Origin of the sequence: Lentzea terrae, assembly GCF_003265345.1 — a bacterium.
Lineage (GTDB): Bacteria > Actinomycetota > Actinomycetes > Mycobacteriales > Pseudonocardiaceae > Lentzea > Lentzea terrae.
Genome location: NZ_QFWW01000026.1, coordinates 178,191 through 201,235 on the forward strand (window position 1 = coordinate 178,191; position 23,045 = coordinate 201,235).

Consider the following 23,045-nt stretch of genomic DNA (forward strand, 5'->3'; position numbering starts at 1 on the left):
ATAGTTGGCCGTGCACATTCGGGAGTACACCGAGGACGACCTCGACGCCGTGTTCCGGCTCCGCAAGCTCGCGTTCAACGCGAGCGAGCGACCGGAACGGCTGGTCACGCCGGGCAGGCACGGGCTGGTCGCGGAGATCGACGGCAAGGTCGCCGGAGTGCTCGGCATCGGTGAGTACGCGCAGTTCTACGGTGGTGCCGCGGTCCCGATGGGCGGGATCGGCGGCGTCGCTGTCGACGGGGCCACGCGCGGCCGGGGTGTCGCGACTGCGTTGCTCGACGCGGCACTGCCGGTGATGCGGGAGCACGGCCAGCCCGTCTCCGTGCTCTACGCGACCGTGCCGACCCTGTACCGGAGCCGCGGCTGGGAGCGCGCCGGGCTCTTCGAGTGGGTCGAGGTCCCGATGGACAGGGTGCTCGCCGCCCCGAAACCAGCCGAGCGGATACCTTCGCGCCCGGCTGATGAGAGCGATCTCACCGCGCTGCGCGACTGCTACCTCGAGGTGGCGCGGACCATCGACGGCATGGCCGACCGCCGCCCGCCGCGGATCGACGTCGCGAAGGTGCTCGAGATGGACGTGGTGAGCGTGCTGCCCGGCCCGAACGGCCTGCGCGGCTATCTGACGGCTCAGCGCGAGCCCGGCGGCGGCGACATGGGCCGCCTCAAGGTACTCGACCTCATCGGTGTGGACGTCGAGGCCCAGCTGAACCTGCTGGCCTCGCTCAAGTCGTGGGCCGGCACGCTCGACGCCATCGACCTGCAGATCACCGACCCCGCCACGCTCGCGCTGCTCGGCGCGACGCCGATGCGGTACTCGGTGTCGACCTCCACGTGGATGCTGCGCGTCGTCGACCTGCCCGCCGCGGTGGCCGCACGTGGCTGGCCGCGCCTGGCAGACGCCGCCGTCGACGTGGAGATCATCGACGAGCACGCGCCGTGGCACGCGGGCAACCAGCGCATCGTCGTCGAGGACGGCGAGGTGCGCGTCGAACCCGGCGGCACCGGGGCGGTCCGGTTGCACGCGCGGGCGCTGGGCCCGTGGTTCACCGGCTTCCAGAACACGCATGCGTTGCGGCGCGCCGGTTTGCTGGAGGGCGACCCGGCCGACGCGGTGGTCCTGGACCAGCTCGTCGGCGCGTCCGGCGTCCCGCGGCTGGCGGACTTCTTCTGATGACCGACGTCTACCACGAGGTCATGCGCACGATCTGGGACCACAACCTGCACTTCGGGCTCTGGACGTCCGAAGAGGACGAGTCCCCGAACCGCGTCGCGGCCGAACGCATGACCGCGCTGCACATCGACAAGCTCGGCGCGCGGCACGGCTGGCGCGTGCTGGACCTGGGCCGCAGGGTCGGCACATCGGCCTTCCGCTTGGCCGAGGCGTCGCACGCCGACATCGTGTCGGTGTCCCCGTGCGCCGAACACGTCCACCGCGCCAACGTCCGTGCGGAAGCGCTGTTCGTCGACGACCAGGTCCGGTTCGTGCACGGTGATCCGCACGCGCTGCCGTTCGCCGCCGACACGTTCGACGCGGCCTGGGCCGTGGAGACGTTGCCGCACCTGGGGGACCGCGTCGGCGTCCTGCGCGAGCTGGCCCGCGTGGTGCGGCCGTCGGGTGTGGTCGTGGTGTCCGACTTCGTGCAGCGCAAGCCGGTTTCGCAGGGGGTGCTGGACGAGCTGCAGCCGGTCCTGACCACCTACGACATCGACGAGCTGCCGACGTTCGGCGGTTACCCGAAGTTGCTGGCCGCAGCGGGTTTGCAGGTCGTGGAGCTGCTGGACCTCAGCGCGGAGGCGCGCAAGACCCTGCCGCGCATGCAGGCCGGTGCTCGCAAGCACTACGACGCTCTTGTTGCGGCGCACGGAGAAGCGGCGCGGCAGTATCTCGACCAGCTGTTGTCGCCGGTCGCGGTCCAGCCGTCGCTCGGCTATCTGCTGGCGGTCGCGCGCGTCTGAGTTCGTGCATATGTGTCCGCCAAGTAACAATGAACGGGTGACGGGGGACGACGTCAGGCACGCCTACGGCGACAACATGGGTTGGCGCCTGAAGGGCTATGCGAAGAAGCACAGCGGGCCACCGGTCAGCGTGCGGGAGATCACCCGCGCGCAGTTCGTGGAGATCCGGCCGTTGTTCGACGCGGAGGACAACCCGTGGCTGGTCGACCTGCACGAGGTGAGCCCGGAGATCTGGGCGCGCGTCGAGCAGGTGCTCGGGCCGCTCGACCGGGACCAGGACTACTACGTCACCGGGTACCCGCTGGACTGGGACAAGGATCCCGTCCAGGTCGCCCGTGACCTGATCGACGAACGGTTCCCGCTCGCGACGGCGGCCTTCCTCGGCGGCAGCGTCGCGGCCGGCAACTACACGGCGAACTCGGACCTGGACGTCGTCGTGATCGTCGACGACCTGCCGTGCGCCTACCGGGAGACGCTGGAGCACCGCGGCTGGCCGGTCGAGCTGTTCTGCCACACGATCGAGACGTTCCAGGACTTCGTGGCCAGGGACACCCAGGACCGGCGCCCTCCGTTGCTGCACATGTGCGCCGACGGCTTTCTCATGCTCGACGCCGACGGCACCGGCCAGCGCATGCGGGCCGAGGCACGCGCTCTGCTGGACGTCGGCCCGCCGATCCCGACCGCCACGGAACTGGAGGACCGCCGCTACGGGGCCACCGACCTGCTGGAAGACCTGATCGGGGCGCGGGACGACGACGAGCGGCTGTTCGTCGCGGCCCGGCTGCTGACCTGCGCGGGCGAGCTGGCGCTGGTCGTGCAGAACCGGTGGCTGGGACACGGCAAGTGGCTGCTCCGGCGGCTCAAGGAGGCCAAGGCCGACGAGCTCGTGGACGCCTACCGGGCGTTGGCGCGGGGCGAGGGCGCCGACTGGTTCATCGAGGTCGTCGAGCACATCCTGGTGTCCGCCGGCGGCCGGCTGGAGGTCGGTTACCGCCGGGAGGCGACCCCTCGGTAGATCCGTATCCTTCCGGTTCGTGCTGCTCATCGTCCTGGAGCTGATCGGGATCGCCGTGTTCGCCGCGTCCGGTGCGGTGGCCGCGGTGCGCGCTCGGCTGGACGTGTTCGGCGTGACCGTCCTGGCGCTCACCACCGCGTTGGGCGGCGGGATCATCCGCGACCTGCTGCTGGGCGTGCACCCGCCGACCAGCCTGCGGAACTGGCCGTACCTCCTGGTCGCCGGCGGCACCGGTCTGATCGTCTTCTGGTTCCACCCGCAGGTCGCCAAGCTCCGACGCACGGTGTTGTTGTTGGACGCCGTGGGGCTCGGTCTGTTCGTCACGTCCGGCACCACCACCGCGTTGGCTCTCGGCGCCACGCCCTACGCCGCGTGCCTCATCGGCATGACGACGGGTATCGGTGGCGGCGCGGTTCGTGACCTCCTCCTCCGAGAGATTCCTCTGGTCCTGAGGAGAGAGATCTACGCCGTGGCAGCACTCGCCGGGGCGGTGGCCGTTGCGCTGGGCGAGTGGGCACGGTTGCCGAAAGACCTGGTCGCGCTGACTGGTGCGTCAATAATCATCACCATCAGGCTGATTGCGCTGTGGCGAAAGTGGAATGCGCCGGTCGCGCGGGGCCTGGAGGGTTAACACTGAACTCACACCCGCAGTTAGGGCGCTTCTCAGGCGGCTCTCAGATCCCTCAGCAACACTGCCCCTATGCGCATCCTCGTTGTCGATGACGATCGGGCGGTCAGGGAGTCACTCCGCCGTTCGCTCCAGTTCAACGGCTACCAGGTCGAGACTGCCGGAGACGGCATGCAGGCCCTGGAGTCGGTGACTGCCGCCAGGCCGGACGCCATGGTGCTCGACGTGATGATGCCGCGGCTGGACGGGCTGGAGGTGTGCCGGCGCCTTCGCAGCACCGGTGATGACCTGCCGATCCTCGTGCTGACCGCGCGGGACGCCGTGAGCGACCGCGTGTCCGGGTTGGACGCCGGGGCCGACGACTACCTGCCCAAGCCGTTCGCGCTGGAGGAACTGCTGGCACGACTGCGCGCGCTGCTGCGCCGTGCCGCCCAGGACAACGACGCGAGCCAGCAGTCCGCGGCCGTCCTCAAGTTCGCCGACCTCGAGCTGGACCCGTCCACCAGGGACGTCCGCCGCGGCGACCGCTCCATCAGCCTCACCCGCACCGAGTTCGCGCTGCTCGAGCTCCTGCTGGCGCACCCGCGCCAGGTGCTGACGCGCAGCCGCATCCTGGAGGACGTGTGGGGATACGACTTCCCGACCTCGGGCAACGCACTCGAGGTCTACGTCGGGTACCTGCGCCGCAAGACGGAGGCGGATGGCGAGCCGAGGCTGATCCACACGGTCCGTGGGGTGGGCTATGTCCTCCGGGAGACCCCTCCGTGATCGGTGAACCCCAGGGACGGCTGCAGAAGGCGTCGCTGCGGGCTCGGGTCACCTGGCTCGCGGCGTTCTGCGTCGCCGGAGCCGTCGCGTTGGTGTCGCTCGGTGCGTACATGATCGTGAAGAAGAGCGTGTACGACGCGCTCGACGAGGGTCTGCGCTCGCGTGCCGCCACGGTGGCGAACGGCAAGAAGGTCACCTCGCCGGACGAGGTCGAGAACTACCCGGCGGCGTTCCTCGCGGCCGGCGACGTCAGGATGGGCGTGCTGCTGGCGGGGTCCGGGAAGATCATCTACCCGAAGGAGACCGACCCGCCGCCCACGGTCGAGGAGGCCTGGGACGTCGCGCAGGGCGAGCGCGACGAGTTCATCTGGACCGACCACAAGACCGAGTCGCGGGTCATCGCGGCCAAGTACCAGCCGGGTCAGGCGATCATCATCGCCCAGTCGATGGTGCCGCAACGGACCACCCTGGCGAAGCTCAGCGTGGTGTTGCTGCTGATCGGCGGGGCGGGCGTGCTGCTCGCGGCGATCGCGGGCACGGCGGTCGCCCGGACGAGCCTCCGGCCGGTGCAACGGCTGACCGAGGCCACCGAACGCGTCGCGAACACCGGTGACCTGACGCCGATCCCGGTGTCGGGCGACGACGAGCTGGCGCGGTTGACGCACAGCTTCAACGCCATGCTCGGCGCGGTCGCGGAGTCGCAGGAACGGCAACGCCGTCTGGTCGCCGACGCGGGCCACGAGCTGCGCACGCCGTTGACCTCCATGCGCACCAACCTGGAGCTGCTGCTCGCGTCGGAACGCCCGGACTCGCCCACGTTGTCCTCCGAGGACAAGCAGGAGATCCAGGCGGACGTGCGCGGCCAGCTCGACGAGCTGACCACGCTGATCGGTGACCTGGTCGAACTCGCCCGCGAGGACGCGCCCCAGGTCATCCACGAACCCGTAGACCTCGTCGAGGTGGTAGAACGGTCGTTGGACCGCGCGCGCCGACGCGCCTCGAACGACGTCACGTTCGACGTGCAGCTGCAACCGTGGACACTTCTGGGTGATTCAAGTGCTCTCGAGCGCGCGGTGCTGAACCTCCTCGACAACGCGGTGAAGTTCAGCCCCTCGGGCTCAGCGGTGCGGCTGAGCCTGCGTCAGGTGGGCGACGGCAGTGCCGTGGTGGAGGTGGCGGACGCGGGCCCAGGCATCGCGGATGCCGATCTACCTCACGTTTTCGAGCGGTTCTACCGCTCGTCCGAGGCGCGGACCCTGCCGGGTTCCGGCCTGGGACTCGCCATCGTGAAGCAGGTGGCGCAACGGCACGGCGGCACGGCCACGGCGGGCAGAGCCCCCGAAGGTGGGGCCCTGTTCACGTTGCGCCTACCCGGACGTCCGTAAGGTGGGGCGTGTGAGTCATCGCGTGAACGACGATTCTTCGTCGACCTGGGAGACGACGCCTCCCGCCGGAGACGAACCGACGTCGCGGTTCTCGACGTCCTCTTCGCGGTCGTCGTCGTACTCCTACGACGACGACCCGGCGCCGAGGTTCTCCAAGAAGAAGGCGAAGAAGAAGCAGCCGTTCTGGAAAGAGCTGCTGGTCATCTTCAGCGTGGCGCTGCTGCTGACCGTCGTCATCCAGACGTTCATCGCGCGCGTGTTCGTCATCCCGTCGGCCTCGATGGAGACGACCCTGCACGGCTGCACGGGTTGCGTGAACGACAAGGTGCTGGTCGAGAAGATCACGTACCTGTTCAACGACCCCCGGCCGGGCGACGTCATCGTCTTCCACGGCCCGCCGAACTGGACCGGTGGCCAGCAGCCGCCGAACTTCCTCGTCGGCACGCTGCAGGACCTCGGCTCGATGGTGAACCTGTCCGAGCCCAGCGGCACGGACTTCATCAAGCGCGTCATCGCGGTCGGCGGCCAGACCGTCGAGTGCTGCGACGAGCAGGGCCGGGTGATGGTCGACGGCAAGCCGCTCGACGAGCCGTACCTGAACTTCGGCGGCGGCCCGCGCCAGCAGGATGCGTTCGAGAAGGTCACCGTCCCCGCGGGCAAGCTGTGGGTGATGGGCGACAACCGCAACAACTCGTCGGACTCGCGCAAGCACGGCGACCCGACGCCTGCTGACGGCGCCATCCCGATCGAGAACGTGGTGGGCAAGGCCCGCGTGATCGTGATCCCGGTCGGCCGGTGGGGCACCATTTCGGACTACAACCCGCAGACCAGCGGCAAGTAGTTCCTTCCTGACCAACGTGAAAGCGCCCCGAGCCAACCGGCTCGGGGCGCTTTCACGTGCGGCTCGGTCAGCCCTTCGTCGACCCCAACGTCAGGCCGCCGACGAACTGCCGCTGCAGCACGAAGAACACCACCAGCGTGGGCAGCGCGACGAGCAGCGACCCAGCCGCGATCAGGTTGTTGTCGGTGAAGAACGTGCCCTTGAGGTTCTGCAACGCCGACGTGACCGGCATCTTGTCGCCGTCCTGGATCAGCACCAACGCCCAGAGGAAGTCGTTGTAGATCCAGGTGAACTCCAACGTGGCCAACGCGGCCAGCACGGGCCGGCACAGCGGCAGGGTCAGCTGCCAGTACTGCCGGAACACCGACGCGCCGTCGACCCGTGCGGCCTCGGTCAGCTCGTACGGGATCGTCTTCATGTAGTTCGACAGCACGAACGTGCAGAAGCCGGACTGGAAGGCGATGTGGATCAGGATCACGCCGAGCTGCGAGTCGATCAGCGAACCGCTCGCGCTGATCCACTCGGGGACCTCGATCATCCGGTACAGCCGCCACAGCGGCGTCACGACCACCTGCTGCGGCAACAGGTTGCCCGCGGTGAAGATCATGAGCAGGATCAGGTTGAACTTGAAGCTGAACCGGGACACACCGAACGCGACCATCGAGCTGAGCAGCAGCGTGATGATCAGCGCCGGAATGGTGATCAGGAACGTGTTCCAGTAGAAGTGCGGCAGGTCGCCGATCTCCCACGCCTTCGCGAAGTTCTCGAACGTGAGGGACTTCGCGACGGAGAAGTAGCCGTTGACCGACGTGTCGTCGTACGTGCGCAGCGACGCGTAGACCGCCCACAGCAGCGGAGCCAGAGTCATGAGACACGTCAGGATCAGGAAGACGTGCAACGCGATCCGGGCCGGGGTCACCGGGCGCTTCTGGGCAGGAACCGGCGCCGAGGGCCGTTGCAGCATGGCCGTCACGACCGGTTCTCCTTGCTGAACGTCTGGTACAGGTACGGGATGATGACGCCGAGCGAGATCGTCAGCAGGATCACGGCGACCGCGGAGCCACGGCCGATGCGCGACGCCTCACCGATGATGTTGTCGGTCACCAGCACCGACAACAGCTCGAGTCCGTTGCGTCCCTTGTTGATGACGTACACGATGTCGAACGCGCGCAGCGCCTCGATCACCGTCACGACCGCCACCACGATGTTCACCGGCTTCATCACCGGGAAGGTGACGCGGAAGAACGTCTGCACAGACGACGCGCCGTCCAGTGCCGCCGCTTCCTTCAGCGCCGGGTCCACCGACTTCAGGCCGGCCAAGTACAGCAGCATGATGTAGCCGGTGTGCCGCCACGCGGCCGCGACGAGCACCGCGTAGAGGTTGATGTCGGAGTCGCCGATCCAGTCGACCGGTTTGTCGCTCAAGCCGAGCAGCGAGTTCAGCAGGCCGCCGTCCGGGGTGTAGATCAGCTGCCAGATGAAGCCGATCAACGCGAGCGACAGCACCATCGGCATGTACAGCGCGCTTTGGTAGATCCGGCTGAACTTGAGCTCGCGGTCGAGCAGCACGGCCAGCAGCAGGCCCGCGCAGGTCGGCACGATGAGCAGGAACGCCAGCCAGATCAGGTTGTGCTGCACCGCCGGCCAGAACCGCGGGTACTCGGTGAAGATCTCGACGTAGTTGTCGACGCCGATCCACTCGATGTCCTCGAACCCGCCGATGCCGTTCCATCTGCTGAACGACAGCCCGATCGAACCCAGCGTCGGGATCCACACGAACAGCACGTGCACGATCGTGGGGATGCCGAGCATGAGCCCCAGCACCAGTTTGTCCGTGCCGGCGAGGGCCGTGGCACGCTTTCCACGCCGACGAGGCGGCGGCCCGCTGGGGGCCACCGCCTTCGGCTTCTCCTGCAGTGCGGTCACTTGAAGATGTTCTTCGCCTGGTCGGCCATGCCCTTGAGCACGGTGTCGATGTCATCGGGGTTCTTGATGAACGAGATGAGGCCGTTGGTGGCCGCCTCGCTCGCGAAACCGGGGTCGGTGTCGCGGTCGAGGAACTGCGTGATGTGCTTCGCGTTCTTGATGGTGTCCGCCACCTTCTTCTGCAGCGGGCTGTAGCCGGAGGTGTCCGCCTTCTGGTTGGTCGCGACCGCGGTCGGGTCGGCCTTCAGGTAGGCGAGCTGCGGCTCGGCGCTCGACAGGTACTCGAGCAGCTTGAGCGCACCCTCGGGGTTGGCCGGCTTCTTCGCCATCATGTAGCCGTCGATCGGCGCCTCGACCGTGTCGATGCCGTGCTGGGGGTTGATCTCCGGGAACGGGAAGAAGTCCAGGTCGGCCTTGTCCGCGTCGGGGAACTGCTGGCCCACGAACGCGCCCAGCAGGTACATGCCGGACTTCTTCTGCTGCAACGTCTGCGCGGCCTCCTGCCACTCGCGGCCGAGCGCGTTCTCCTGGTGGAACGGCAGCAGCCGCTTCCAGGTGTCGAAGACGTCCTTGAGCTTCTTGTCCTGCCAGTTCTCCTTGCCGGCCAACAGGTCGACGTGGAACTGGTAGCCGTTCATGCGGAAGTTCAGCTGGTCGAACGTGCCCATGAGGGGCCAGCCCTGCTTGCCGGCGGACGCGATCGGGATCAGGCCGTCGGCCTTCATCTTCGTGGCGAGCGCGACGAGCTGGTCGAGGGTCTTCGGGACCTCGTAACCCTTCTCCTGCCACACGCTCTTGCGGTAGAACATGCCCCACGCGTACTGCGTGAACGGCACGAAGTACTGCTTCTTGTCCGAGCCGGTGGACGCCTGCTTGAGCGCGTCGGAGTAGTTGCCGCCGATCTTGCCCCACAGGTCGGTGAGGTCACCGGTGAGGCCCTGGTCGGCGAAGAACCGCATGCGGTACCCGGCGAACCAGGCGAGCACGTCGTCCGGCTTGCCCTGCAGGTAGTTGTTGATCTGCTCCTGGTACTGCTCGTGCTGCTTGGTGTTGATCGTGACGGACAGGCCACCGGAGTTGGCCTCGAACGCCTTGACCGCCGCCGTGATCGCGTCCTTCGGCACCTGGTCGGACAGGTTGTTGCCGAAGGTGACGACCTTGGAGTCACCGCCGGAGCTCGAGCCACCGCCGCACGCGGCGAGACCGCTGGTCGCGGCGACGCCCGCCCCGGCCAGCATGATCCGCAACAGGGTCCGCCGGTCGAGTTGCGGTAACGGAGAGGAACCGGGCGTGTACCGAACCATCGTCGCTCCTACAGGTGACACTCGCTCGTGCGAACCGAACAGGACTCCAACAAAGTTGCGCACAATGTGGTCCCAGGCACACATCATGTCAAGTCCCGTTACTCAGCTGTTAAACCCGTGCACAGCTGGTTTCTAACACGATCCCGGTACTTGTGCCGGTCAACCGCCGAACAGAGCCAAACGCGAAGTGTTGTTTGCTTGTGTTGACGTTGTGGGGGTTTGTCGTCCACTCTTGCCGCCGTGACGACTTGGCCAACAGGCATGCCGGGGCTCGGCTGGGGTGCTGACTACAACCCTGAGCAGTGGCCTGAACACGTGTGGGCCGAGGACGTCGAGCTCATGCGCAGGGCCGGCGTGAACCTGGTCAGCGTGGGGATCTTCAGCTGGGCGAAGATCGAGGTCAGCAAGGGTGAGTACCGGTTCGACTGGCTCGACCGGGTGCTCGACCTGCTGCACGACGGCGGCATCCGGGTCGACCTCGCGACTGCCACCGCGGCGCCTCCGCCGTGGCTCACCGCCCAGTACCCCGAGATGCTGCCCGTCCGTGCGGACGGCGTGCGGCTCTCGCACGGCTCTCGACAGGCCTACTGCCCGTCGTCGCCGATCTACCGCGATCGCGCAACGGCGCTGGCCGGAGCCATGGCCACGCACTACAAGGACCACCCGGCGCTGGCCGCGTGGCACGTCGGCAACGAGTACGGCTGCCACGTCTCGCGCTGCTACTGCGACACGTGCGCGGCGTCGTTCCGCGAGTGGTTAGCCGCGCGCTACACGCTGGACCAGCTCAACGACGCGTGGTCCACGGCGTTCTGGAGCCAGGGCTACACGGACTGGTCGCAGATCCTGCCGCCGCGCGTCACGCCGACGTACTCGAACCCCGGTCAGCTGCTCGACTTCGACCGGTTCAGCAACGACGCGCTGCTCGAGCAGTACAAGGCCGAGCGCGACGTGCTGCGGATGATCACGCCGGACGTGCCGATCACCACGAACTTCATGGCCAACTGGACGTTCGGCGCGCTGGACTACTGGAAGTGGGCCCGCGAGGTCGACTTCGTCTCCAACGACCACTACACCTCGGCCCAGTCGCCGGACCGGCACGTCGAGCTCGCGATGTCCGCGGATCTCGTGCGCGGACTGGCCGGCGGTCGGCCGTGGTTGCTGATGGAGCACTCGACGTCCGCGGTGAACTGGCAACCGCGCAACATCGCGAAGCTGCCGGGGGAGATGCGGCGGCACTCGTTCCAGCACATCGCTCGCGGCGCCGACGGAGCCCTGTTCTTCCAGTGGCGGCAGTCGCGCGGCGGCGGCGAGCGCTACCACTCGGCGATGGTGCCGCACGCCGGAGCCGAGACGAAGGTGTACCGCGAGGTGTGCCAGGTCGGTGCGGAGCTCGGGCAGTTGACCGAGGTTGTCGGCTCCACTGTGGACGCTCGGGTCGCGGTCCTGTACGACTTCCAGTCCGGCTGGGCGCTGCGGCAGGACGCGCACCCGACTCAGGACTTCGACTACCACCAGCACGTCTTCGGCTACTACAAGGCTTTGTGGGAGTCCGGGGTCACGGTCGACTTCGTGGCGCCCGGCACAAACCTCTCGGCGTACTCGCTGGTCGTCGTGCCGGCGTTCTACACCGTCTCGGACGCGCACGCCGCGGTGATCGCGGACTACGTGGCAGGCGGCGGTCATGTTCTGGTCACGTACTTGTCCGGTGTTGCCGACGAGTACACGCGGGTGCGACTGGGCGGCTACCCCGGCGCGTTCCGGGACGTCCTCGGCGTGTGGTCGGAGGAGTTCTTCCCGCTGCGGCAAGACGAAACCGTTTCGCTGACCGACGGCTCAACCGCCTCGCTGTGGACGGAACACCTGCACGTCAGGACCGCTGACATCGTTGCCTCCTATGCCGACGGGCCGTTGCCAGGTGTGCCCGCCGTGACACGCAACGCGTTCGGCAACGGTGTCGCCTGGTACGTGGCGTGCGATCTTGACGGCGGCGGTCTCCGCCGAACGGTGGAAAACGCGCTTTCCAGTGCGGGCGTTGAGGTGTCGCCTCCCGGAGTTGAGCTTGTGCGACGCAAGGGCGACGTATCGTGGCTCTTCGCCGTCAACCACACCGACACCGACGCGCAGATCGAGGCGTCCGGTGTCGACGTGTTGTCCGGCACGCAGGTCTCCGGACGCCTCACCGTGCGAGCCGGGGACGTCGTAGTCCTCAGGGAAGAGGTGTGAGGTGCTGGCACGTCAACGGCAAGCGGTGATCCTGGAAGAGGTCAAGCGGACAGGCGCGGTGCGCGTGAGCGACCTGGTCGTCCGGCTCGGCGTCTCGGACATGACCGTGCGCCGGGACCTCGACGTGCTCGCCTCGCGCGGACTGGTGGAAAAGGTTTACGGCGGTGCGACGTCCGTCGTGGGGCGGTCGACCGACGAGCCCGGTTTCGAGGCCAAGTCGGTCCGCCAGCTCCCGGAGAAGGAAGCGATCGCCGCGCTCGCCGCGGGACTCGTGCGTCCGGGGACGGCCATCGGGCTGTCGGCCGGCACGACGACGTGGACGCTGGCGCGGTTCCTCGACGACATCCCGGACCTGACCGTCGTGACGAACTCGATCCGCGTCGCGGACGTGCTGCAGCAGAGCGGGCGCACCGACCGCACGGTCGTGCTGACCGGTGGTGTGCGCACGCCGTCCGACGCGTTGGTGGGTCCCGTGGCCGTGCAGGCGTTGCGGTCGCTGCACTTGGACGTGGTGTTCCTGGGCGTGCACGGCATGGCCGAGCGCTCCGGCTTCACCACCCCGAACCTCAACGAGAGTGAGACGGACCGCGCGCTCGTCGACGCCGCCGGGCGAGTGGTCGTGGTCGCAGACCACACGAAGTGGGGCACCGTGGGCATTTCCACGATCGCCGACCTCGACGAGGCGCACGTGCTGGTGACCGACGAAGGTCTGCCGGACGACGCACGCGCGATCCTCACCGAGCAGGTCGGCGAGTTGGTGTTGGCGCATGTACCAGGAAGCGGCGAGGAGTTGGCGTGAGGCGTACCGCGGGGAAGCTGGCGGACGGCCGGGAGATCATCTACTTCGACGACAGCGCTGAGGCGCCACCGCGAGTCGCGGTGGACACGCGGGATCTGCCCGCGACGCAGCCGATGTCCGAAGTGCGGCTGGACCCGTTGACCCGCGAGTGGGTGGCGCTCGCCGCCCATCGCCAGGCGCGGACGTACAAACCGCCGGCGGACCTGTGCCCGCTGTGCCCGTCGACACCCGGCCGGCCGACCGAGATTCCCGAGGCCGACTACGACGTCGTGGTCTTCGAGAACCGGTTCCCGTCGCTGGCGCAGAACGTGCTCGACGTTCCGTCCACTGTGGATGGCGAACCGCTGTTCGCGCGTGCGCCGGGCCGTGGGCGTTGTGAGGTCGTGTGCTTCACGTCCGACCACAACAAGTCGTTCGGTGAGCTTTCGCCGTCGCGCGTGCGCACGGTCGTTGACGCGTGGGCGGACCGCGTCGAGTTCTTGTCATCGTTGCCAGGCGTGGAGCAGGTCTTCCCGTTCGAGAACCGCGGCGAAGAGATCGGCGTGACGCTCTCGCACCCGCACGGCCAGATCTACGCGTACCCGTTCGTGACGCCTCGTACCGAACGGATGCTGGAGGCCGCGCTGGAGTACTACGCGGCGCACGGCAGACCGTTGTTCGGTGACGTGCTGGAGGCCGAGCTACGCGCGGGCACGCGTGTGGTGGAAGAGTCCCCGCACTGGGTGGCCTTCGTTCCGGCCGCCGCGCGCTGGCCCGTCGAGGTCGTGCTGGCGCCACGTCGCCGGGTGGCGGACCTGGCCGGGCTGTCCTCTGTGGAGCGTGACGACTTCGCTTCGTTGTACCTGAAGGTGTTGCACCGGCTCGACGCCCTGTACAACCGGCCGTTGCCGTACATCGCGGCGTGGCACCAGGCGCCGGTGCACGTCGGGCGCGACGAGATGTGGCTGCACCTCCAGGTCTTCTCGGTGCTGCGGACCGCCGACAAGCTGAAGTACCTGGCGGGCTCCGAGTCCGGCGAGGCCGTGTGGATCAACGACGTCACCCCGGAACAGATCGCGGAGCGCCTCCGCGGCCGCTGAACAACCCTCACAGAGCTCCAAGGCTGGTCTAAGGGTTCTCTCAGGACGGGTCGAGAGACTATGCCCATGACCGAGAGCAACCAGCCAGCGCAGCAGCCGGACCAGCCCCACTCCGTGCCGCCGACCGCCGGTCACGACGACTCCGGCGCGCGGGAGCAGGGCCCGCGGCTGCCGGATCCCGGCCAGCCGGATCCTTTGCAGGGGGGATCCGGCCAGGCTGGGGCCTACGGGGCTCCTGCCGGGTTGGGCGAAGTGCCCGCCTCCTTCTCTTCGGCCCAGCCGCAGGTGCCCGCACCTGACGCGGGCCAGGCGCAGCTCGGCGGGTCCGGACCCGGCCAGCAGCTACCTCCTTCCGGGTCCGGCCAACTTCCCCCAGGCCACCCCCTCGGCCTGGGGGCCTCCACCTCCCAGTTCGGCGCCGAGGCACCTTCTGGGCAGCCGTCGACCGGGCAGTACTACCTCCCGCCCGGCTACCAGCCGCCGCCCGTCCCTCCGCGCCCCAAGGGCCGCGGCAAGGTCGTGGCGGGCGTCGCCGCCCTCGTGCTGCTCGTTGGCGGCCTCTCCGGCGGTCTGGGCGGCTATCTCGGCTACACGTTCGCCAACGACTCGTCCGCGGTCAGCTCGCTCGACTCGCCGCGCCCCGCCTCGCAGGCCAGCAACGCCCCCGCGGGCTCGGTCGAGGAGGTGGCGAACAAGCTGCTGCCGTCCGTCGTGCAGATCCAGGTCGTGACGCGGACCGGCGCCGGCGAGGGCTCCGGCTTCATCATCTCCAGCAACGGCCAGATCGTGACGAACAACCACGTCATCGAGGGCGCCGCGGCCGGCGGCAACATCAAGGTCGTCTTCCAGGACGGCAGGAACGCCTCCGCCAAGATCCTCGGCCGCGACCCGAGCTCGGACATCGCGGTCATCCAGGCCGACGGCGTCTCCGGCCTGCCCGTCGTTCAGCTCGGCAACTCCGGTGACATGAAGATCGGCCAGGGCGTCGTCGCGATCGGCTCGCCGTTCGAGCTCTCCGGCACCGTCACGTCCGGCATCGTCAGCTCGCTGAACCGCCCGGTCTCGGCCGGCGGTGACGCCCGCAACTCGCAGGCGACCGTGCTGAACGCGATCCAGACCGACGCCGCGATCAACCCCGGCAACTCGGGTGGTCCGCTGGTCAACATGCAGGGCCAGGTCGTGGGCATCAACTCCGCGATCTACAGCCCGAACTCCTCCGGTGGCCAGGCCGGTTCCGTCGGCATCGGCTTCGCGATCCCGATGGACCAGGCCCGCCGCACGGTCGACGAGATCGTGAAGACCGGCAAGCCCAAGCAGACCGTGCTCGGCGTCAAGGTCGAGTCGACCGAGGAGGGCGCCAAGATCACCGAGATCACGCCGGGCGGTGCCGCGGAGAAGGCCGGGCTCAAGGCCGGTGACGTGATCACCAAGTTCGGTGACCGCCGCATCGACCAGTCGGACACGCTGGTGGCCGCGGTCCGGTCCAAGGCGCCCGGCGACAAGGTCACGATCACGCTGTCCGACAACAACAGGACGGTGGAAGCCACCCTCGACGGCGTCGAGGTGGGATAGATCGGGGGGTACGTCCGGTTTCTGGCATCCGCCGCCCGCCAGAAACCGGACGTGGTTACCCCTTGGAGGGGCCTCACCTGTGCGCACCTGCCCCGCACACAGGTGAGGCCCCTTCTTACGTGCTGGTGACGGTTCCGGGCCGGGTGCGGGTTCGTGGCTTAGCGTGGTGTCGTGGTGGAGCGGGTGCTGGTCGTCGACGACGACACGACGGTGCGAGATGTGGTGCGCCGCTACCTCGAACACGCCGGGTACGAGGTCGAGCTCGCCGGCGACGGAGAGGCGGCGCTGAAGCTGATGGCCGCGCACGAGCCGGGCATCGTCGTGCTGGACCTGATGTTGCCCGGCATCGACGGGATCGAGGTGTGCCGGCGGATTCGGCAGCGCGGTAACACCCCGGTCGTGATGCTGACGGCGCTGGGCGAGGAGGAGGACCGCATCGCCGGGCTGCAGATCGGCGCGGACGACTACGTCACCAAGCCGTTCAGCCCGCGTGAGCTGGCGTTGCGGGTGTCCTCGGTGTTGCGGCGGGCTTCCCGCGCCTATGAGCCACGGGTGGTGCGCGACGGGGACCTGGTGCTGGACGTGGCCGCGCACACGGCGACGTTGGACGGGGTGCCGTTGCAGCTGACGACTCGGGAGTTCGACCTGCTGGCGTTCTTCATCGCGAACGCGGGGAAGGCGTTCGGGCGGACCGAGCTGCTGGAACGTGTGTGGGGCTGGCAGTTCGGCGACCAGTCGACCGTGACCGTCCACGTGCGACGGTTGCGGGAGAAGATCGAGAAGGACCCGGCCAAGCCCGTGCGGCTCAGCACCGTGTGGGGCGTGGGATACAGGTACGACCGATGTTCGATCGACTGAGCCGCGTATCGCTGACCACCGTGATGACCGTCATGGTCATCGTGCCGGTGGTGGCGACCATCGGGGGCGTGCTCGCGGTCGGCCAGTTCATGTTCACGCCGATGCTCAGGGCGGCGCTCATAGCGTGTGTGCTGGTCGGCGTGATCACCGTGCCGTTCTCGATCATGCTGGGGCGGGCGATCGCGCGGCGCACCATGTGGGAGCGTGAGGCAGAGGCGGCGCGGCGGCAGCTGGTGGCGTGGATCAGTCACGACCTGCGCACGCCGTTGGCGGGGATCCGGGCGATGACCGAGGCGTTGGAGGACGGGGTCGTCGCCGAGCCGGGTGAGGTCGCGGTCTACGCGAAGCAGATCGCGCAGGAGGCCGACCACCTGTCGAAGCTGGTGGACGACCTGTTCGAGCTGTCGCGGATCACGGCCGGTGCGTTGAAGCTGAGGTTGCACGACGTGCGGCTGGCCGACGTGGTGAGTGATGTGGTGGCTGCTTCGCGTCCGGTGGCTGCTTTGAAGGGCGTGGAGTTGCGCGCGGACGCTCGTGAGTGGCCGGTGGTCCGCGGTTCAGATCCGGAACTGATGCGTGTTGTCCGCAATCTCGTGTCGAATGCCATTCGACACACACCTGAGGGCGGCAGGGTCGCCGTTCAGGTCGATGTGGACGGTGCCGAAGCCGTGGTGCGGGTGGACGACGCGTGCGGCGGCATCCCCGACGACGTGCTGCCGCACGTGTTCGACGTGGGCTTCCGCGCCATTCCGAGCCGCAATCCGTCCGGCGCCGGACTGGGTCTCGCGATCGCGCGCGGCCTGGTCGACGCGCACGCCGGACGGATCGGTGTCCACAACCACGGTCCTGGCTGCCGCTTCGAAGTCCGACTCCCGCTACGGTGATCGGTATGGAACGCAGCGCGCAGCGCCTTGGCCGCGCTTTGGTCGTGATCGTGGACGACCGGGTGGCGCACGGCGAGCAGGACGACAACTCCGGCCCTCTCGTCACCGAACTGCTCGAAGAAGCGGGCTTCATCGTCGACGGCACCGTCGCGGTCGAGGGTGAGGTGGTCGACATCCGGGCCGCGCTCAACACGGCCGTCATCGGTGGCGTCGACCTCGTGGTCACCGTCGGCGGCACAGGCGTGTCGCCGCGCGATGTCACCCCCGACGCCACGCAGGGCGTGCTGGACCGTCCCATCCACGGCATCGCCGAGGCACTCCGCGCCTCCGGTCTCGCCGCGGGCGCGGTCGACGCGGGCATCTCGCGCGGTCTCGTGGGCGTCTCCGGCAGCACGCTCGTCGTGAACCTCGCGGGCTCGCGGTCCGCTGTTCGCGACGGCATGGCGACGCTGTCGGCGTTGGTGCCCTACGTCATCGAGCAGCTGAGTGGTCTTGACGAAGAATGATTCGCCGAAGCCGGCCGACGACGACGCTGCTCTGAAGCGCCGTCGTCGGCTCGCTGAGGTGTTCGGCGAGGTCCTGCCGGAGACCACGACGGACGAGCGCGGCGCAGCCCCCGAGGGCGACCGCGACGACTGGTACCGCGAGAACCGGCCACCGCACCACGGCGGATAGGGCACCGGGTCGCGTTGCTCAGCACGACCTGGCGTGCGGTGCTGCGGGCACGAGCGGCTACCTCGTGCGCTGGGTCGAAGGAACCTGCCAGGAGAAGGCGCGCGGCGCTCACTGGTGAGGACGCGCGCCTTGCCCCTCAGACCTTCGGGTTGCGCACGTCGGTCGACCGCACGACCGTCTGGTGGTTCTGGCCGTTCCGCTGAGCCGTGAGCAGGTCGCGGATCTCCTTCAGGACCTCGACCTCGGTGGGCTCGGCCGGGCCGGCCTCCTCACCCCGCTTGCGGCGCTCCTGGATCTTCTTGATCGGCAACACCAGCACGAAGTACACGACCGCCGCGACGATCGCGAAGTTGATGGCCGCGTTGATGACGTTGCTGAAGTCGAGGTACGTGTCCTCCTTGCCTGGTCGGAGGTAGAAGCCGAGGCCCTTCGTCTCGGTGTTGCCGAGCGAGGCGATGAGCGGCTTGATGAGGCTCGTGGTGAACGCGGTGACGATCGCGGTGAACGCCGTGCCGATGACCACGGCGACAGCCAGGTCGACGACGTTTCCGCGCATCAGGAAGTCCTTGAAACCCTTCAGCATCAGCGGAGAGTAACGGCTAAAGCATGGTCCAGTGACATCGCGGCCACGCGAGTTGCATTAAGTCTCGGCAACGTGAGCACAACGACTTGCCCTCGCGTCTCACGCACGGATGCGTTCTCGGCCAACAGCTCTGCCGACGCGGACACCACGTCGACCCGGTCGCCCATCCGCACCACGTCGGCCAGGCCCTGGTCAGCCACCCGCACGGCCACCGAGGCCAGATCTCCTGACGCGCCGGCGAGATCGAAGTCCGTCAGCGGAACGCCCGCACGCGCCGCACCGCCCAGCGTCCGCCCCACCACGGCGTCGACACCGGAGAACGAACCGGAAACCGGCGCGGTCAACGACACCAGCCGGACGTCGGACGACGACAGCGGCATGCCGGCCGGCAGGTCGCGTGCGGCAACGACGGTGCGATGCCCCACATCAGGCCAGAAGGCCAGGGACACGGCTAGCAAAGCCAGGCCCAGAGCCAGAAATCGGCGCCACGCAACAGGAGGACGGCGGCGAAGGAGAGCACGGACCCGGTCGAAACGGGTGCTGGAAAGAGTCATGCCCCTGACGGTAGAGCCGTCAGGGGCATGGCAAACCGGGCTCACGCCCAAGTTGTGGACAACTCGCGATCTTCAGCTGGCCGCAGCCGCCGGGGCGCTGCTCGCGGGCTTCGAGTCCGACTTCTTGTCCGACTTCTTGTCCGACGAGGTGGTCGTGGACGCGGTTGTCGTCGACGTGCTCTTGGACGAGCCCGAGCGGCTGTCCGTGCGGTAGAAACCGCTGCCCTTGAAGACGACACCGACGGCGCCGAAGAGCTTGCGCAGCTTGCCCGAGCACTCCGGGCACTCGGTGAGGGAGGCGTCGCTGAACGACTGCACCGCCTCGAACCGGTGCTCACACGCGGTGCAGGCGTACTGGTACGTAGGCACTGGGTTCGCTCCTAGATCTGGCACTCGACCGTTGTGAGTGCCAACACGATTTTGCGACAGGATCTTCCCCGAGCGCAAACACCCCAGGTCAATGTCACAGCCACCGCAGCCCCACCGAGGGCGTCAGCACGCCGTTCATCCGCACGTCGTGAGCCTCCGCGGGCACCTCCTCCAGCACCTCTGAATCCCGCACGACGGCCACCAGCGGCGCGTTGACCAGCGGCAACGAGCGGTCGTAGTGCCCCTGCCCCTTGCCGAGCCGCACGCCGGTCACCGACACCGCCAGCGCGGGCACCAGCACCAGCGAGGCTCCAGTGATGGCCGAGGGACCGAGCCGGGGTCCGGTCGGCTCGAGCAGCCGGAACGCGGCGGGAGCCAGCCCGTCCGGTCCGGTGTGGACCGCCCAGTCGAGCGGTGAGTCGCCCGTCACGATCGGGAGCAGCACCCGGCACCGCAGGCCGTCGAGCCACGACGCGTCGCCGGGCTCCGACCCGACCGGCAGGTACGCGCACACCGTCTGATCGGGACTGATGTCCAACGCGGCGACGTGCGCGGCCAACGCGGCGGCCTCGCGGGCGCGGTCCTCCGGCGAGACCGCGCGTCGTGCGGCCAACAACCGTGAACGCAGAGTGGCCTTCTGGTCACGAAGATCAGACGTCATGTATGGGTATCCCCCGATATGTCGTTAGCATCGCAGCCCATGAGCAGCGCCTTTTACACCGCTATCGTGCCCGCGGCCGGACTGGGCACGCGTTTCCTCCCCACGACCAAGGCCGTGCCGAAGGAGTTGCTCCCGCTGGTCGACACGCCGGCGATCGAGTACGTGGCCAGGGAAGCCGCAGAGGCCGGCGCGAAGAGGCTGGTCATCGTCACCTCGCCGGAGAAGGCGTCGGTCGCGGCCTACTTCGACGCGAACCCCGAGCTCGAGCAGAAGCTGACCGACCGCGGCAAGTTCGACCTGGTCGAGAAGATCCGCCGCGCGCCCCAGCTGATCAAGGCCGAGACCGCGATCCAGCAGGAGGCCCTGGGGCTCGGCCACGCCGTCGGGTGCGCCGAGGGCAACCTGACCGGCGACGACGAGGCCGTGGCGGTGCTGCTGCCGGACGACATCGTCGAGCCGAACGACGCCCTCCAGAAGATGGCGAAGGTCCGCGAGGAGAAGGGCGGCAGCGTCCTGCTGGCGTTCGACATCCCGCGTGAGCAGATCTCCGCGTACGGCGTGTTCGACGTCCGCGACACCGGCAGCGACGACGTGAAGCAGGTCGTCGGCATGGTCGAGAAGCCCAAGCCGGAGGACGCGCCGTCGACGTTCGCCGCCGCCGGCCGCTACCTCCTCGACCGGGCGATCTTCGACGCGCTCAAGCGCATCACCCCTGGTGCCGGCGGCGAGCTGCAGCTCACCGACGCCATCGCGCTGTTGATCAACGAGGGGCACCCCGTGCACGTCGTGGTGCACCGCGGTGGGCGACACGATCTCGGCAATCCCGCCGGTTTCCTGCGCGCTGCGGTTGACTTCGCACTCAAGACCCCGGAGTACGGACCCGATCTGCGCGAGTGGTTGCGGGAACGCCTCGACAACTCCTGAGCGCGAGGACCAAGACATGAGGTCAGTGGACGAGCAGCTCGCTCGGGTGATCGCGGCCGCGGTGCGGCCTGCTCCCGTGCGGGTGGCGATCTCGGAGTCGCAGGGCCTGCTCTGCGCTGAAGAGGTCGTGGCGGAACGCGCGTTGCCCGGCTTCGACCAGGCCGCGGTGGACGGCTACGCGGTGCGCAGCGTCGACGTGTCCGGGGCGAACGCGAACCCGGTGCAGCTGCCGGTCGTGGGCGAGATCCCGGCCGGCTCCCGGCAGCCGCGCCGGCTGCAGCCCGGCCAGGCGGTGCGGGTCGCGACCGGCGCGCCGCTGCCCACGCTCGCCGACGCGGTCGTGCCGCTCGGCTACACCGACGGCCACCACGCGAAGGTGACGGTCAACCGCAGCGTGCCGTCCGCCGGGTTCGTCCGCCGCACCGGCGAGGACGTGCAGACGGGCGATGTCGCCGTGCGTCGCGGCGCGTCCATCGGTGCTGCTCAGGTGGGCCTGCTGGCCGCCGTCGGACGCAACAAGGTGCTCGTCCACCCGCGCCCGCGGGTGTCGGTGATCTCGCTCGGCGAGGAGCTGGTCGACGTCGACCGCACGCCCGGTCAGGGCCAGGTCTACGACGTGAACTCGTACGCGCTGGCCGCCGCCGCACGGGACGCGGGGGCCGAGGTCAGCCGGGTCGGCATCATGTCCGCCGACCCGCGCCGGCTGCGCGAGGTCGTCGAGGGCCGGTTGCTGCTCTCCGAGATCGTCGTCATCGCCGGTGGCGTGGGCGGCGCGATCGGTGACGAGGTCAAGGCCGCGCTGGCCGACCTCGGCGACGTGGACGTCACCCGGATCGCCATGCACCCCGGCTCCGCGCAGGGCTTCGGCCGGCTCGGCCCGGACGCCGTGCCGACGTTCCTGTTGCCGGCGAACCCGATGAGCGCGCTGGTGGTGTTCGAGGTGCTGGTCAGGCCGCTGATCAGGGCCGCGCTCGGCAAGAAGAACCCGTACCGCCGCGCGGTGTCGGCCCGGCTGCTGTCGCCGCTGTCGTCGACGAAGGGCCGCCGCGGCTTCCTGCGCGGTCAGCTGCTGCGCGACGCGGACAACGGCGAGTACCTGGTGCAGCCGCTCGGCACGTCCGGGGCGCACCTGCTCGCGTCACTGGCGGAGGCCAACTGCCTGATCATGGTGGACGAGGACGTCACGGAGGTATCGGTCGGCGAAGAGGTGCTGGTCAGCTTCCTAGCGCAACGTGGATGAGCGTCTTCGCCGATCTCGGTAGGCACCCCGGCTGGCCGGCCCGGCTGGGGCCCGTCGAGGTGCGCGCGGGCACTGTCGTGCTGCGCGGGCCACGCCTCTTCGACGGCGGCAAGTGGTCGCGGCTGCGCATCCGCGACCGCGACTACCTGGAGCAGTGGGAACCGACCGCGCCAGAGGGCTGGGACGAGCGCAACGCGACGCTCTCCTGGCCCGCCCAGTGGTCGTCGCTGCGCGCCATGGCCAGACGCGGCACCACGCTGCCGTTCATGATCCTGGTGGACGGCGAGGTCGCCGGTCAGATCACCGTCGGCAACATCGTGCGCGGCTCGCTGCTGTCCGCCTGGATCGGCTACTGGGTGGCCGCTGATCGGGCGGGCGGCGGCGTCGCAACGGCTGCCGTGGCGTTGCTCACCGATCACGCTTTCCGCGACGCTGGTCTGCACCGGCTCGAAGCGACAGTCCGTCCCGAGAACGCGGCCTCACTTCGCGTGCTCGCCAAATCCGGATATCGCGAGGAAGGCCTCTTCAAGCGTTATCTGGATGTGGCCGGCCAGTGGCGCGACCACCTCTGCTTCGCGCTCACCGCCGAAGAGGTCCCGGATGGCCTAGTGCGCCGTTTGGTCGCACGCGGAGAGGCCCGTCTTCCCTGACGCCTGCGTCCGTTTGTTCTAATCGCTTCACCCAAAAGTGGGTGATACGCCACACTTTGGTACGTACCGGGTTCGGCGAGCCTCCGACACTGGTGTGACTGTTGTGACTAGCGTGGTGACAGCACCACGCGTGGGCCGGGGGAGGTGAACG

At 68.6% G+C, this 23,045-nt stretch carries 25 protein-coding genes; 18 read left to right on the top strand and 7 right to left on the bottom strand.

Going from position 1 to position 23,045, the window contains the following annotated elements; genetic code table 11:
* The first annotated feature begins 10 nt into the window (after positions 1–10).
* The 7 genes from DI276_RS32425 (at position 11) to lepB (ending at position 6,593) form a co-directional block, all read left to right on the top strand.
* On the top strand, positions 11–1,171 hold the full coding sequence (locus tag DI276_RS32425) for a GNAT family N-acetyltransferase (RefSeq protein ID WP_112270463.1): 1,161 nt from the start codon (positions 11–13) through the stop codon (positions 1,169–1,171).
* Complete coding sequence (locus tag DI276_RS32430) at positions 1,171–1,956, top strand: methyltransferase domain-containing protein (RefSeq protein ID WP_112270465.1); 786 nt, start codon at positions 1,171–1,173, stop codon at positions 1,954–1,956. The genes DI276_RS32425 and DI276_RS32430 overlap by 1 nt, the downstream gene beginning before the upstream one ends.
* A 37-nt stretch (positions 1,957–1,993) precedes the next feature.
* Positions 1,994–2,971, top strand: coding sequence for a nucleotidyltransferase domain-containing protein (locus DI276_RS32435; RefSeq protein ID WP_232837066.1), 978 nt, complete (start codon positions 1,994–1,996; stop codon positions 2,969–2,971).
* Between the two features lie 19 nt (positions 2,972–2,990).
* A complete protein-coding gene (locus tag DI276_RS32440; RefSeq protein WP_112270467.1) occupies positions 2,991–3,602 on the top strand; it encodes a trimeric intracellular cation channel family protein in 612 nt (203 codons plus the stop codon).
* A 69-nt stretch (positions 3,603–3,671) separates the two neighbouring features.
* Positions 3,672–4,367 carry a response regulator transcription factor gene (locus DI276_RS32445; protein ID WP_112270469.1) on the top strand — a complete coding sequence of 232 codons (696 nt, stop codon included), beginning with the start codon at positions 3,672–3,674 and terminating at the stop codon, positions 4,365–4,367.
* Positions 4,364–5,752: a sensor histidine kinase gene (locus DI276_RS32450; protein ID WP_408610599.1), complete on the top strand. Its 1,389-nt coding sequence runs from the start codon at positions 4,364–4,366 to the stop codon at positions 5,750–5,752. The genes DI276_RS32445 and DI276_RS32450 overlap by 4 nt, the downstream gene beginning before the upstream one ends.
* A 10-nt stretch (positions 5,753–5,762) precedes the next feature.
* On the top strand, positions 5,763–6,593 hold the full coding sequence (lepB, locus tag DI276_RS32455; RefSeq protein WP_157985079.1) for a signal peptidase I: 831 nt from the start codon (positions 5,763–5,765) through the stop codon (positions 6,591–6,593).
* A 67-nt stretch (positions 6,594–6,660) separates the two neighbouring features.
* Here lepB and DI276_RS32460 read toward each other — a convergent pair whose 3' ends face one another.
* Genes DI276_RS32460 through DI276_RS32470 form a run of 3 tightly spaced genes read right to left on the bottom strand, consistent with a single transcriptional unit; the run spans position 6,661 to position 9,823 of the window.
* Positions 6,661–7,557 carry a carbohydrate ABC transporter permease gene (locus DI276_RS32460; RefSeq protein ID WP_112271385.1) on the bottom strand — a complete coding sequence of 299 codons (897 nt, stop codon included), beginning with the start codon at positions 7,555–7,557 and terminating at the stop codon, positions 6,661–6,663.
* A 5-nt stretch (positions 7,558–7,562) separates the two neighbouring features.
* Entirely contained in the window at positions 7,563–8,519 is a 957-nt protein-coding gene (locus DI276_RS32465; protein WP_232837067.1) for a carbohydrate ABC transporter permease, read from the bottom strand.
* Complete coding sequence (locus DI276_RS32470) at positions 8,516–9,823, bottom strand: ABC transporter substrate-binding protein (RefSeq protein WP_112270473.1); 1,308 nt, start codon at positions 9,821–9,823, stop codon at positions 8,516–8,518. The genes DI276_RS32465 and DI276_RS32470 overlap by 4 nt, the downstream gene beginning before the upstream one ends.
* 240 nt (positions 9,824–10,063) lie before the next feature.
* On the opposite strand from DI276_RS32470, the gene DI276_RS32475 reads away from it, so the two are divergent.
* The 8 genes from DI276_RS32475 (at position 10,064) to DI276_RS32510 (ending at position 17,913) form a co-directional block, all read left to right on the top strand.
* Complete coding sequence (locus tag DI276_RS32475) at positions 10,064–12,046, top strand: beta-galactosidase (protein WP_198681043.1); 1,983 nt, start codon at positions 10,064–10,066, stop codon at positions 12,044–12,046.
* Between the two features lies 1 nt (position 12,047).
* Complete coding sequence (locus tag DI276_RS32480) at positions 12,048–12,845, top strand: DeoR/GlpR family DNA-binding transcription regulator (RefSeq protein ID WP_112270477.1); 798 nt, start codon at positions 12,048–12,050, stop codon at positions 12,843–12,845.
* Positions 12,842–13,924, top strand: coding sequence for a galactose-1-phosphate uridylyltransferase (gene galT / locus DI276_RS32485; RefSeq protein WP_112270480.1), 1,083 nt, complete (start codon positions 12,842–12,844; stop codon positions 13,922–13,924). Before DI276_RS32480 ends, galT begins: the two co-directional genes overlap by 4 nt.
* A gap of 66 nt (positions 13,925–13,990) precedes the next feature.
* Positions 13,991–15,496: a S1C family serine protease gene (locus tag DI276_RS32490; RefSeq protein WP_112270482.1), complete on the top strand. Its 1,506-nt coding sequence runs from the start codon at positions 13,991–13,993 to the stop codon at positions 15,494–15,496.
* Between the two features lie 171 nt (positions 15,497–15,667).
* Positions 15,668–16,354, top strand: coding sequence for a response regulator transcription factor (locus tag DI276_RS32495; RefSeq protein WP_112270484.1), 687 nt, complete (start codon positions 15,668–15,670; stop codon positions 16,352–16,354).
* Positions 16,339–17,238, top strand: a complete 900-nt coding sequence (locus DI276_RS32500; RefSeq protein WP_112270486.1) for a sensor histidine kinase — start codon at positions 16,339–16,341, stop codon at positions 17,236–17,238. Before DI276_RS32495 ends, DI276_RS32500 begins: the two co-directional genes overlap by 16 nt.
* Positions 17,239–17,243: 5 nt before the next feature.
* Positions 17,244–17,744 (top strand): MogA/MoaB family molybdenum cofactor biosynthesis protein, encoded by a 501-nt coding sequence (locus DI276_RS32505; RefSeq protein ID WP_045311897.1) that lies wholly within the window; start codon positions 17,244–17,246, stop codon positions 17,742–17,744.
* Positions 17,731–17,913 carry a hypothetical protein gene (locus DI276_RS32510; protein WP_112271388.1) on the top strand — a complete coding sequence of 61 codons (183 nt, stop codon included), beginning with the start codon at positions 17,731–17,733 and terminating at the stop codon, positions 17,911–17,913. The genes DI276_RS32505 and DI276_RS32510 overlap by 14 nt, the downstream gene beginning before the upstream one ends.
* A 136-nt stretch (positions 17,914–18,049) precedes the next feature.
* Here DI276_RS32510 and mscL read toward each other — a convergent pair whose 3' ends face one another.
* The 4 genes from mscL to DI276_RS32530 all read right to left on the bottom strand — a co-directional run bounded on the left by mscL (position 18,050) and on the right by DI276_RS32530 (position 20,080).
* Positions 18,050–18,496: a large-conductance mechanosensitive channel protein MscL gene (mscL, locus tag DI276_RS32515; protein ID WP_112270488.1), complete on the bottom strand. Its 447-nt coding sequence runs from the start codon at positions 18,494–18,496 to the stop codon at positions 18,050–18,052.
* The gene (locus tag DI276_RS53115) at positions 18,496–19,050 is read right to left on the bottom strand and encodes an SAF domain-containing protein (protein ID WP_157985080.1); all 555 of its coding nucleotides are present in this window, start codon (positions 19,048–19,050) and stop codon (positions 18,496–18,498) included. The genes mscL and DI276_RS53115 overlap by 1 nt, the downstream gene beginning before the upstream one ends.
* Positions 19,051–19,122: 72 nt before the next feature.
* Entirely contained in the window at positions 19,123–19,419 is a 297-nt protein-coding gene (locus DI276_RS32525; RefSeq protein WP_112270492.1) for an FmdB family zinc ribbon protein, read from the bottom strand.
* 94 nt (positions 19,420–19,513) lie between these two features.
* Entirely contained in the window at positions 19,514–20,080 is a 567-nt protein-coding gene (locus DI276_RS32530; protein WP_112270494.1) for a 5-formyltetrahydrofolate cyclo-ligase, read from the bottom strand.
* Between the two features lie 39 nt (positions 20,081–20,119).
* Here DI276_RS32530 and DI276_RS32535 point away from each other — a divergent pair, with 39 nt between their 5' ends.
* From DI276_RS32535 to DI276_RS32545, 3 genes are read left to right on the top strand one after another with little or no spacing between them, the layout of a single operon-like run.
* The gene (locus tag DI276_RS32535) at positions 20,120–21,004 is read left to right on the top strand and encodes a UTP--glucose-1-phosphate uridylyltransferase (protein WP_112270496.1); all 885 of its coding nucleotides are present in this window, start codon (positions 20,120–20,122) and stop codon (positions 21,002–21,004) included.
* Between the two features lie 16 nt (positions 21,005–21,020).
* Entirely contained in the window at positions 21,021–22,244 is a 1,224-nt protein-coding gene (gene glp, locus DI276_RS32540; RefSeq protein ID WP_112270498.1) for a molybdotransferase-like divisome protein Glp, read from the top strand.
* Complete coding sequence (locus DI276_RS32545; RefSeq protein WP_112270501.1) at positions 22,241–22,894, top strand: GNAT family N-acetyltransferase; 654 nt, start codon at positions 22,241–22,243, stop codon at positions 22,892–22,894. The genes glp and DI276_RS32545 overlap by 4 nt, the downstream gene beginning before the upstream one ends.
* Positions 22,895–23,045: the final 151 nt, after the last annotated feature.

What these genes read in the sequence shown, in the direction of transcription:
- DI276_RS32430 (WP_112270465.1), top strand. Translation starts at nt 1,171, where the DNA reads ATGACCGACGTCTACCACGAGGTCATGCGCACGATCTGGGACCACAAC.
- DI276_RS32445 (WP_112270469.1), top strand. Translation starts at nt 3,672, where the DNA reads ATGCGCATCCTCGTTGTCGATGACGATCGGGCGGTCAGGGAGTCACTC.
- DI276_RS32460 (WP_112271385.1), bottom strand. Translation starts at nt 7,557, where the DNA reads ATGCTGCAACGGCCCTCGGCGCCGGTTCCTGCCCAGAAGCGCCCGGTG.
- DI276_RS32470 (WP_112270473.1), bottom strand. Translation starts at nt 9,823, where the DNA reads ATGGTTCGGTACACGCCCGGTTCCTCTCCGTTACCGCAACTCGACCGG.
- DI276_RS32490 (WP_112270482.1), top strand. Translation starts at nt 13,991, where the DNA reads ATGACCGAGAGCAACCAGCCAGCGCAGCAGCCGGACCAGCCCCACTCC.
- DI276_RS32500 (WP_112270486.1), top strand. Translation starts at nt 16,339, where the DNA reads ATGTTCGATCGACTGAGCCGCGTATCGCTGACCACCGTGATGACCGTC.
- DI276_RS32505 (WP_045311897.1), top strand. Translation starts at nt 17,244, where the DNA reads ATGGAACGCAGCGCGCAGCGCCTTGGCCGCGCTTTGGTCGTGATCGTG.
- mscL (WP_112270488.1), bottom strand. Translation starts at nt 18,496, where the DNA reads ATGCTGAAGGGTTTCAAGGACTTCCTGATGCGCGGAAACGTCGTCGAC.
- DI276_RS53115 (WP_157985080.1), bottom strand. Translation starts at nt 19,050, where the DNA reads ATGACTCTTTCCAGCACCCGTTTCGACCGGGTCCGTGCTCTCCTTCGC.
- DI276_RS32530 (WP_112270494.1), bottom strand. Translation starts at nt 20,080, where the DNA reads ATGACGTCTGATCTTCGTGACCAGAAGGCCACTCTGCGTTCACGGTTG.
- DI276_RS32535 (WP_112270496.1), top strand. Translation starts at nt 20,120, where the DNA reads ATGAGCAGCGCCTTTTACACCGCTATCGTGCCCGCGGCCGGACTGGGC.
- glp (WP_112270498.1), top strand. Translation starts at nt 21,021, where the DNA reads ATGAGGTCAGTGGACGAGCAGCTCGCTCGGGTGATCGCGGCCGCGGTG.
- DI276_RS32545 (WP_112270501.1), top strand. Translation starts at nt 22,241, where the DNA reads ATGAGCGTCTTCGCCGATCTCGGTAGGCACCCCGGCTGGCCGGCCCGG.